General features: G+C 36.9%; 7 protein-coding genes. 4 read left to right on the top strand and 3 right to left on the bottom strand.

Annotated elements, in window-relative coordinates; translation table 11 throughout:
- Positions 1-591 precede the first annotated feature (591 nt).
- The 4 genes from ACOVQ4_RS12715 to ilvD all read left to right on the top strand — a co-directional run bounded on the left by ACOVQ4_RS12715 (position 592) and on the right by ilvD (position 6,794).
- Positions 592-3,408 carry a T9SS type A sorting domain-containing protein gene (locus ACOVQ4_RS12715; RefSeq protein ID WP_421821017.1) on the top strand — a complete coding sequence of 939 codons (2,817 nt, stop codon included), beginning with the start codon at positions 592-594 and terminating at the stop codon, positions 3,406-3,408.
- A gap of 145 nt (positions 3,409-3,553) precedes the next feature.
- Positions 3,554-4,135 carry a peptide deformylase gene (locus tag ACOVQ4_RS12710; protein ID WP_421821016.1) on the top strand — a complete coding sequence of 194 codons (582 nt, stop codon included), beginning with the start codon at positions 3,554-3,556 and terminating at the stop codon, positions 4,133-4,135.
- A gap of 380 nt (positions 4,136-4,515) precedes the next feature.
- Entirely contained in the window at positions 4,516-5,100 is a 585-nt protein-coding gene (locus ACOVQ4_RS12705) for a Crp/Fnr family transcriptional regulator (RefSeq protein ID WP_421821015.1), read from the top strand.
- Between the two features lie 5 nt (positions 5,101-5,105).
- Complete coding sequence (gene ilvD / locus ACOVQ4_RS12700) at positions 5,106-6,794, top strand: dihydroxy-acid dehydratase (protein WP_421821014.1); 1,689 nt, start codon at positions 5,106-5,108, stop codon at positions 6,792-6,794.
- A gap of 54 nt (positions 6,795-6,848) precedes the next feature.
- Here the strand turns inward: ilvD and ACOVQ4_RS12695 are convergent, their stop codons facing one another.
- The 3 genes from ACOVQ4_RS12695 to ACOVQ4_RS12685 form a co-directional block, all read right to left on the bottom strand.
- Complete coding sequence (locus ACOVQ4_RS12695) at positions 6,849-8,537, bottom strand: DUF262 domain-containing protein (protein ID WP_421821013.1); 1,689 nt, start codon at positions 8,535-8,537, stop codon at positions 6,849-6,851.
- Between the two features lie 423 nt (positions 8,538-8,960).
- Positions 8,961-9,812, bottom strand: coding sequence for an SDR family oxidoreductase (locus ACOVQ4_RS12690; RefSeq protein WP_421821012.1), 852 nt, complete (start codon positions 9,810-9,812; stop codon positions 8,961-8,963).
- Positions 9,813-10,066: 254 nt separating this feature from the next.
- A partial coding sequence (locus tag ACOVQ4_RS12685) for a helix-turn-helix domain-containing protein (RefSeq protein WP_421821011.1) occupies positions 10,067-10,951 on the bottom strand: 885 nt, incomplete at its 5' end.

The raw sequence follows: 10,951 nt of genomic DNA, 5'->3' as shown, positions 1-10,951 counted from the left end.
GAAATATATTCCGACCCTTTTTTTATGAAAATTATGGAGGATAATCCCAATCCCGAAATTTGGGATGACTCATTTTTTGATAATTAGTTGGGTAAGCATAAATTCGGCAAAAACATATTTATCTTTACTAAATAACAATTTTCTACTCTTTGCCTAGTGCCTGTTGCCTTTCGCCTAAAGCCTTGAGCAATAGGCAAAAATATGTGCTTGTCTATAGCCGAGCAGTTAAACTCATTCTACTCGAATACTTACCTTTAATCAATTCCTAAAGTTTTATCTTCAGTACAGACAACTAAAAATAACAATATCAGGTCAATCAATGTAGGAATGGATTTACCATGAATCTTTCAATCCCCAAGTAAGTAGCAGAATTAGATTTAGAGTAATACGCAAAATAAAATTTGATTTTTGAGCTTATGGCATTCTGCTTTGGGCAATCGGTAAAAACAAACCTATCGTTTCTAATAAAACATTTAATACTCTTTGCCTAGTGCCTGTAGCCTTGGGTAAATTGGTTCTTCACTTTGGATAATAACTTAATCAGTTTAATACATATCGCAAAGACGAATTGCTAAATATTTACTAACATTTATGAATTATTTGAAACAAGTACTTTATGTATTAATCCTTATTTTACTTGGGATGGATACTTCCTTGGGTCAGAGAATCGGAGTCGTATCTTTTGAATCTTTGCCACAAGATTCTCAACTATTTCCTCGCAATAATGCAAATCTTGGAAGTATTCCCATCAAAGGATACGTAGAACAGTCGGGATATAGCTATGTTTCTGCGGTACTCACTCGTGAGGGACAAAGTTATTCGTATCAAAAAGGAGCTATCACGTATTTGAATGGTAGTGTGAGGGGAAGTTTTTCGATTACAAATCTAAGTTTAAAGGCAGAATTGGCTGAGTACGAAGTTAAAATCTATTTGGTTGCTGGACAAGATTCTACGCTTCTGATTAGCCGTGAGCACTTGGTATCAGGAGACTTTTATGTAGTAAATGGCCAGTCAAATGCCTATGCTTTTAATATAGGTAATGAACCTTTTTATTTTGAGAATAAATATATTAGAACTTTTGGAGTAAACATGGGGTCGGAGGCGGATACTCTTTGGTTAAGTTCAAGCCCTCAAGTGGGGGCATGGGCGCTGGCCTTACAAAAATTTATTGTTCAGAACGCTGGGATTCCAAGCTGTGTTATCAATGGTGCCGTGCCAGGAACAAGTATCTCCCAGCACTTTAGAGACCAACAAAATCCCCTAAATCTCGGTACAATTTATGGTTCTCTCTTGTATAGAGTTCAAAAAGCAAAGGCCGTAAATCATATTAGAGCTTTTTTTTGGGCACAAGGAGAAAACGATACTTTTGAACACTCGACGACCTATTCTGATGATTTCAAAAAATTGTATCAATATTGGCAAATAGATTATCCATCCGTAGAACAATTTGTGGTTTTCCAAAATAATGTTTTGCCTTTACCTGCTAATACTGGTGCTAGCATACGCAACTTTCAGCGGTTAACGTCCTCTCTTTTTCCTAAAACACTAGTATTTTCACAGGTAGGCATCGAAACAATCGATGGGATTCATCATTCAAATAAAGGATATTTTACCATCGCTTCGAATTTGTATAAAATATTGGCGCCATTATTTTATGGAATGTCAGATGATATCAACAATCACTCTCCAAATATCCAAAGAGCCTATTTTACCGATAGTCTTCGCAACGCCATTACACTAGAATTTCCTCGTGGTACACAGATGATTTCGGTTGCCGATACCACCGTTTTGAGCCCTTACACAGGAAATTCCATTAAACTTGGTATAAAAGACTACATTTATTTTGACAATGATGAAACAAAAGTGGTTCCAATCGACGGAATTAGCTACATGGGAAATCGAGTTACGCTTTTTTTTACCAAAACCATTCCTCACAGTAAAATTGACTATTTACCAAACCGATACTATACAGTAGATTTTCATCAATTCATTGGACCCTGTCTTCGGTCTAAAAACTTTGTCAATGCTTGTTCATTTTATGACCTGAATATCGAACATGAAAATACTGCCCCTCTCAATAATCCTACGGTTACGGTAGCGGTGCTTTATTATAATCATGCCATTATAACTTGGAATGCAATCAATAAGGCCACTAGCTATGTGATAGAAATTTTGAAAAATGGCAACTATGAGCCCTTTGGTACTTTCAATGCCCCTACTTTGGGCTGGGAAATAAATGATTTGAACCCAAATACAAGCTATCAGTGTAGACTAATAGCCAAATCGTCGACAGCGAGCTCCGATTATATTTACTTTTATTTTACCACCCCTGCAAAACTTAGTACACCAGTAGTTGAAGGGGCGCAAATTTCTTTGACCCAAAACAGAATCAATTGGAATCTGGTCGATGGGGCAAATACTTACGTTTTGGAACGCAAAGTAGAAGGGGGAGACTTTTCGCTACTAGTAAAATTGGGTGGAACAGAGCGCTTTTACCTTGATTCTGCTATTAGTTTGGGAAAAACCTATACCTATCGTTTAAAAGCATTTGGCAATCTAACTGAATCAGAAGAGTCTCTTTACACGATAAAAGTCCAGAATGCCTTGCAAGTACCAAGCCTTAAGCTTAACTCAATTTACACTTCTGGCAATGGTACAACAAGTTTGGAAATAACTTGGAAAACAATCCAGTATACTCAAAAGTATTTGATTGAGAAAAAGCAGATAGGTCAAGTCTATAACAGCCCAGTGCTGTTGGATAGTACAAAGTCGAGCTATCAAGAAAAAAATCTTGTCCCAAATACTACTTACATTTTTCGCATCAAAGCCATCAATCAACTTGCCGAATCGCCTTATGACTCATTAGTTCTTGTAACACCTCAGGTACTTTCTACTCCCACGCTGGTTTTGTCAGAAGACCTGGCCAATAGACTTATCAAAGGAAGTTGGACAGAAGTGACGGGGGCAACAAGCTATCAAATTAGTCGAAGTATAGAAGGGTATGCTGATAAGTCAACAAAGGTTCTTACTGCTAGGTCATTTGTGGATAGTACATTTATTCAAAAAGCTAACTATACCTACCTTTTAAAAGCTTTTGGAACTAATACCGAATCAGCTATTGCCACCCAAACGATTACTACTTCACTGATTTTGGCAAATGAACCATTGGCTGTGGAGTCCTTGGTGTACCCAAACCCTTGTCATGATTTTCTGATAGTACAATTACCGTATCTAACTTCTGGGCAAATTGACCTTTTGGATATACAAGGGAAGGTGGTAAAATCTATCGATTTTAGAAATCAAGAACGCATAGAAGTGTCCTTGCAGAGTCTTCCTTCTGGAGTCTATTTTACAAGAATTCAAACGGTAAAGGCTATTTGGAACTCAAAAATTTTGGTTATGCCATAGGTGCTATTTCCCTCACTTTCTGTTGATGAGTAATTGAGCATAATTACTTAATTCTGCTATTTTGTGGAGGATTATGTACGAATAAATTGAAAATGAGCATGTTGTTAGGTAATTTGTAGATTGAGCAAAATTATCAAATAGCCTCATGATTCAACCAGTGTATTTGTACGGGCAGTCTATTTTATCACAAAATTGTACTGATATTATGTTGGACAACCCTCAACTTCCAATTATCACAGTCAATTTGTGGGATACCATGCGAAATGCGCAAGGCTGTGGTTTGTCTGCCCCACAAATAGGGTTGCCTTATAATCTATTTGTTATAGACAGTCAAAATGCCTTTCAGGCCATAGGAAAAGGTTTTCGTGGGAAATATTTTGAGGCAAAAGACAGCGGTATTCAAGAAACCTTTATTAATCCTCAAGTACTAGAGTCATCCTCAAAAATGTGGAAAGCAGAAGAGGGATGTCTTAGTTTGCCAGGTTTGATTCAAACTGTTGACAGACCATGGAAAATAAAAGTAAAGTACCACAATGAAAAATTAGAACTTCGGATACAGGAATTTTCTGGATTGACGGCACGAATGATTCTCCATGAATTAGACCATACTAAAGGGGTTTTACTAATCAATTATTTGAGTGTTTTTGCAAGAAAGTATCGTTATTTCAAACTTAAATCCATCAAAAAGGGTCATGTAAAGGTAGCCTATCCTGTTACTTCGTGTTAGGTTGTTTGTTTTTTGGGGAGATTCTACCAAAGCCAAGAACTTTTAGTAAAAATATAGGTATGGTTATCTTTGTTTTGGGTACAAGGCAACAGGCAAAGAGTGTTAAAATGCTTTTAACGACCACGGACAAGCATTTATCCCAAAGCCCACCACCGAAAGCCGATACCTGAAACCTTAAAGCTCAATCTTAAATAACTTATTATAACTATTAGCCCGCTACCAACCGCCTCTAGCCTGACAACTAAGTCCTAATTTTTACTCATATTTATTCATTACGATTTAAACCACATTTAATTTTTGTTTCATTAACGATTTTGACGCAAGTCAATGCTTTTCGATTTTATTTGTTTTTACTTTGGCTTTGTAAAAGAATTTAGACGATGAAAACGGAGCTTGCTAGGATAATTACAGAAAAAACAGCACCTACCGAGGACGAACTTACTTCTATTTTGAAGTGCTTCAAGTGGGTGAAGGTCAACAAAAACGAACATCTGCTCGAACAAGGTGAGGTGGCAGACCGACTGTTTTTTATTCAAAAAGGTTGTTTGAGGTTGTATTACAATACCGAAGATTTTGGGATTGTAACTCGTTTTATGGCTTTTGAACATACTTTTTTGACGTCGCTGGTAAGTTTTATTTCCCGTGAACCTTCTACGGAGTTTATCGAAGCCGTGGAAGATTCGGAGGTATTGACTATTTCGCATCATGATTTCCTTCAATTAAGAGAAAGTATTCCTGTATGGGACAAAATCTATATTTATATCTTAGAATATGGTCTTACTGTAATCACAGGACGACTAAGTAGTTTACTGACCCAAAACGCCACCGAGCGATATACCACCTTGCTCGAAAATAATCCAGAGCTAATCCAAAGACTATCAAACGCGAATTTGGCATCCTATCTCAATATTTCTCCTGAAACTTTGAGTCGCCTGAAATCTCGCATCTTTAAACAGAAAAAATAAAAAATATGAGAAGTGATGAAGTAAAACGTGGGTACCAACGTACGCCACACAGAGCCCTATTGCGTGCTACGGGACTAAAGGATGCTGATTTTGATAAGCCATTTATCGGTGTGGCCAATTCATTTATTGAAATTATTCCAGGGCATTTTTTCTTAAATAAGGTTTCCGAAATTATCAAAGAAGAAATACGTGCTAATGGTTGTGTACCCTTTGAGTTTAATACCATCGGAATAGATGACGGTATAGCTATGGGACATGATGGGATGCTATATTCGCTTCCAAGTCGTGAATTAATTGCCAATTCGATAGAGAGTGTGATGAATGCCCATAAATTGGATGCCATGATAGCTATTCCTAATTGTGACAAAATCGTTCCAGGCATGATTATGGGAGCCTTAAGAGTGGATGTGCCGACTATTTTTGTGAGTGGAGGTCCCATGGCAAAGGGATATAAAAAGGATGGTACGCCGATTGACCTAGCTACAGCATTTGAGGCGGTAGGCAAACACGAGGCTGGTACCATAAGTGCCGAGGAGTTGAAAGATATCGAATGCAATGCGTGTCCAAGTGGAGGGAGTTGTTCGGGGATGTTTACCGCAAACTCTATGAATACATTAATGGAAGCTATGGGGATAGCATTACCGGGCAACGGGACGATTTTGGCACAGACCAAAGAAAGGGAGGAGCTTTATCGTCGAGCGGCAAGAAGGATTTGTACGATTGCCAAGGAGGAGGCTTTGAGAGAAAAATTCAAATTGAGAAATATTTTGAATGAAAAAGCTGTAAAAAATGCTTTTGCAGTTGATATGGCCATGGGCGGAAGTACCAATACTGTTTTACATTTACTTGCCATTGCCAACGAAGCAGGAGTAAATTTTCAGTTGAAAGATATTAATATTATTTCTCAGCGGGTTTCGCATATTGCAAAAATCTCCCCTAGTTTGAGTACCATACACATGGAAGACATCAACCGTGCGGGTGGAGTAAATGCCGTTATGAAAGAAATGACCAAAAGGGGAGACGATGTTTTGTTAGATAATCTCACGATTGGAGGAGAAACATTGTATGAAAAAATTGCCGATGCTGAAATAAAAGATACCAATGTAATTCGACGTATCAATAATCCTTATAGTCAAGTAGGAGGGTTGGCAATTTTATACGGTAATTTAGCCGAACAAGGAGCTGTTATCAAATCGGCTGGCTTAACGGGGAGTCGTGTATTTACAGGCAAAGCCGTTTGCTATGATGGTCAGCCAGAGGCCATCGCTGGAATCTTGGCAGGCGAGGTAAAAGCTGGGGACGTAGTAGTAATTCGCTACGAAGGGCCTAAGGGTGGTCCGGGAATGCAAGAGATGTTGAGTCCTACAAGTTTATTGATGGGGATGGGTTTGGGTGCTTCGGTGGCATTAATCACAGATGGGCGTTTTAGCGGAGCCACCCGAGGAGCCTCCATTGGGCACGTATCACCTGAAGCAGCCGAAGGCGGAATGATAGGTTTGTTAAAAAATGGCGATGAAATACATATCGATGTTGACCAATATATCTTGTCTGTAAATCTTTCAGAGGAAGAAATAGCAGAAAGAAGAGCCGCATTTGTGCCTATCAAAAAGCCTTTAACCTCACGATGGTTGAATCAATACAGGGCTTTAGTGACCAATGCAAGTAATGGAGCAGTGTTGAGGACTGATTTGTAGAAATACATGTTGGTTGTGGGTGCTGTGCCCACAACCAACATGTTACGTAAGTTGCTAATTACTAAGTTCATGGATTTTCCAAATAGCTTTAGCATGTTTTGCCAAATCCCTTTGTCTTTTAGCTATTTTTTCCTCATTCCAATTACCAAACTTTGTAGGAATTAAATTGGTAAGTTTGGAATGTGATTTTTCAAATATTTTACATTTTTCTGAGTACGATTTTTGAGCAGCTTCTCTATTTAGCTTTTTTTCTAGTAGCGTCAGATTACCTATCCTAAATCTCGAACCATTAATCTCATCAGAAGAAAAATCTCCCCATGCTTCATCGGCATTTTCTGGTAAGATATGTTCTATCGTAAATAAATCGCTATCAATATCGATTTCATTATTATGCTCGTATATTTCTATTTTTGACAAAAGGTATTTAACTATCTTATGATTTCTGGTTGTATTTTTGAATTCTTTTGATGAAAAATCATTTTCAAAACTATTATCCTGAACGTAAATCGATAAAAAATCGGAAGCGGCGAATTTTTTTTGCGATTCAATCTTTAATGCTACTGTATTGTAAATGTCCTCTTGTACGTTTGGGTTCAACCCTCCAATGATGTTGTATCTCAATGAGATAATAGAACAGGTTTTAGTTAACCTACTAAATCCTTCTGTAGTAAGATTTCTATATCCTGATATGAAAAGGGAGTACGTTTGACGAATTTGGAAAAGCTTTAGCTCTCTGAGTGACTTTTGAATTTCGGGTTTGTCTCTCCATAAATCATCTTCTGGATTTTGAATAGCCAGAAAAACATCAGCAGTATCGTTTAGATTTCTTATCAAGCCAAAGACTTCTTGTTTGGTTTTAATACTACTTTTTATAGTTTTAAAAAGATTCTTTTTGCCAACCGATTTGTTTCTACTATTCCAGTAATATCTTAAATAATCTTCAAATTTTTGCTCGCCCAATTTACCTACAATTTTACTCCAGATATTTTCTAATTCTTCAATTTCAGAAATATGAGGTTGTGTTTCATCTACCACTGAAAACAAATGATTTTTCAATAAATCAGAAGCAGATAATTGAACACCTCTAGCATTTAAAGTTTCAAATACTTTGAAAGCGTTGAGTTGGTCTGTAACTTCAATAACAGTAAAAAAAAGTTTATCTACTATTGAATCAACAAAACCAGCTAGCTCTTCTCCCGTTTTGTATTCTTTTTTAATTTTATCATAATACCAATTAAAACATTCTCTCATGTTTTTTTCAGAGGTGTTGGTATTACGAAGAGGTAACTCTTTTAATAGTACCAAATGCTGCTTATAGTAGTCGTTACTATTCCGATTTAACCTAAGTTTATTGTTTGAAATGAGTGTAACAGGGTCGACATAGCCGATATAGCTGTTAAGCAAATTGTTTTTTCTCAATAAATTATTTTCAGGGTCAATATTTGAGTCAACTAAATCTATCAGACATTTGAGAGTCGATAAAATTAGAATACTCATGGTTGTCAATCGTTGTTGCCCATCAATTACCAAGAATTCTTTATTGTTTGAAGTTTGGAGAACCAAATAACCCATATAATGCTCCTCGTCATCATCCGACATAAGCGCCTTGATGTCCTGCCATAAATCATCCCATTGTTCAGTATCCCAAGTATAGTCACGTTGAAATTTTGGAATTTCATAACGCAAACTATTCCCCATTAATTGCCTATAGGTTTTATTAGATGTTCCTTGAATACCTTTCATAATATTAAAATTTTGCCTCAAAAATAAGAGTTGCTTCTTCTGTATATGCATGAAACTCATTCATAAATCAGCGAATATTTTGTGAAATCAAAAGTAAAAAGTTTTCACGATAGATTTGGGGGAATTGGTCATTAAAATAGATAGAGATGGTAGATAAGATTTATTTACGAAAATAACGTCCTCTCAAAAAACGCTTGGGACTAGAAATAGATCAGTAGATATGAAGGCGCTACCAAATGGGAAATTCAAAAGGAGAAAGGTAAGAAGATAAAGATTGTGGGTAGGTTTTTTACGGATGAAACAAGAAAAACTTACGGTTCAGTTGAGTTGGAAAAAGTAAACTAGAATAAGATAACTTCGGCAAATACACAAAAAGGTACAAGCCTCACGAGACTTGTACCTTTTTGTACTTAAAAACTATCACTACAAACCTGCCAATGTCTCCTTCACGGTCTCTGCCAAAGACGTTGTTGGACGACCAATTAAGGCTGACAAAGCTTTGCTATCATCAAACAAATCTCCTTTCGATGCACTTACATCCCAACTAGCAATAGCTTGCGCAAAAAATTCTGGTAAGCCAAAGCTGGTCAAAATCTTAGCATATTCTGCTTCTGGTAGGTTAGCATAAGGGAGTGTTTTGCCAGTTTGCGCCGAAATTTCAGCTGCTAAGTCTGTCAATGTATAGGCTGTATCACCTGCCAATTCGTACACTTTTCCATCATGACCTTCGGTTGCTAATACGGTTGCTGCTGCTTCTGCAAAATCGATACGAGCAGCCGAAGAGATTTTGCCGTCGCCTGCGCTACCAATAAATGCACCACCTGCCAAAGCTCCACCAATTGAACCTGTGTAGTTTTCAGTGTACCAACCGTTGCGAAGAATCGTATAAGTTAGGCCTGATTCTTTCAAGTTCTTTTCGGTGGCAACGTGTTCAACCGCCAAGCTCAAGGTTGAATTATCTGCATGTAATACACTTGTGTAAACAATTTTTTTCACGCCCGCTTCTTTGGCTGAAGCTATCACATTGGCATGTTGTACCTCACGCTGTCCAACTTCGCTACCCGAAATCAACAGAAGTGTATCAATACCTTTTAATGCTTCTACCTGTGTGGCTTTGTTGCTGTAATCAAATGCTTTTGCTTCTACGCCCAAATCACTTGCTTTTTCAGGTGTACGAACCAATACTACGATATTTTCTGAAGCTACTTTTTGTTTCAAACTTTCTACTACCAATTTTCCTAATTGTCCTGTAGCCGCTGTAATTCCGATTTTCATTTTTTTATCTGTTTAAAGTTTTAGAAAAGCAGTTGAACTGTGTTTGTTATATCAAATCAACCGCCGATTTGATATGACAAAGCTAGCGCTATTCTGTTTTACCATAATTATCAAAATAGGCGTATAAAGTGTAAAAATCGGAAAGTTGGGAATTAGAAGAAATAGAAGGTTTGATGGGTTTTGTGTTATAAAAGATGAATATTCGCGTAAAATAAAAGGGAAGTTGTATGGTATAGTAATGTTAAAACAAGAATTTATACAAAAGCCTTATCACATACGCCTCTGAAGGATTCAGGGGTATTTTGAACATATTTTTTGAAAAACTTATAAAAATTAGTCGTCTCCTCAAAACCTGCCTGATAGGCAATTTCTTTGATAGATACATTTGGATTAGTAAGAAGTCTTTTGATTTGCAAAATTACGATTTCATCAATAAACTGTTTGGCAGATTTGTGAATGATGGTTTGGGTAATATTATTGATGGTTTTGGTACTAAGATTCATTTTTTCTGCATAATCTTCCACTTTTTTGGTCTCCAAACAGTGGGCTTCCACCAAGGCTTGCAGTTTGACAAACTCAGGTAAATATTTACGATTTTGTAATTGTAGTGCCGATAGCGATTTTTGACGTAGTAATTTATTAAGGAAAATATGTAACAAAGAACCGATGATAGGAAGGGCATACTCGTCTTGTAAACGATTATATTCCTGCTCTATTTCAGAAATTAAAGGAAAAAAAAGCTCAAATTGTTTAGTATCCATCTCCGTTAGAGGAGCCGTAATCAATTCATTAAATAACTGCAAGCATTTAGTCGCTTCAGTTTTTTCAAAAAACTGAATAAAAAAATCCTCAGTAAACACAAACAAATACCCCTTACTTTCAGAATAATGATACCGATGAATTTGATCTTTTCGAATGGTTAAAATCGTGCCTTGCTGATAGGAATAATCCACAAAATCGATGGTATGCTTTCCCGAACCCGAAGTACAAATCAGAATAGTGTAGAAATTATTCTTATGGTAATTCCGTAATGTATCACTCAAATCTGCTCTTTGGAGCAAATTCTCTAACAACAATAAGTCAAACTGGCTAGCATTGCGACGGTTATCGTATTTGATAAGTTGGATGTTTTGTTTCAT

Origin of the sequence: Flectobacillus sp., from assembly GCF_049240685.1 — a bacterium.
Classification (GTDB): domain Bacteria; phylum Bacteroidota; class Bacteroidia; order Cytophagales; family Spirosomataceae; genus Flectobacillus.
Note: the sequence above shows the minus strand (reverse complement) of the source record. Positions and strands in the feature narration are given on the sequence as shown.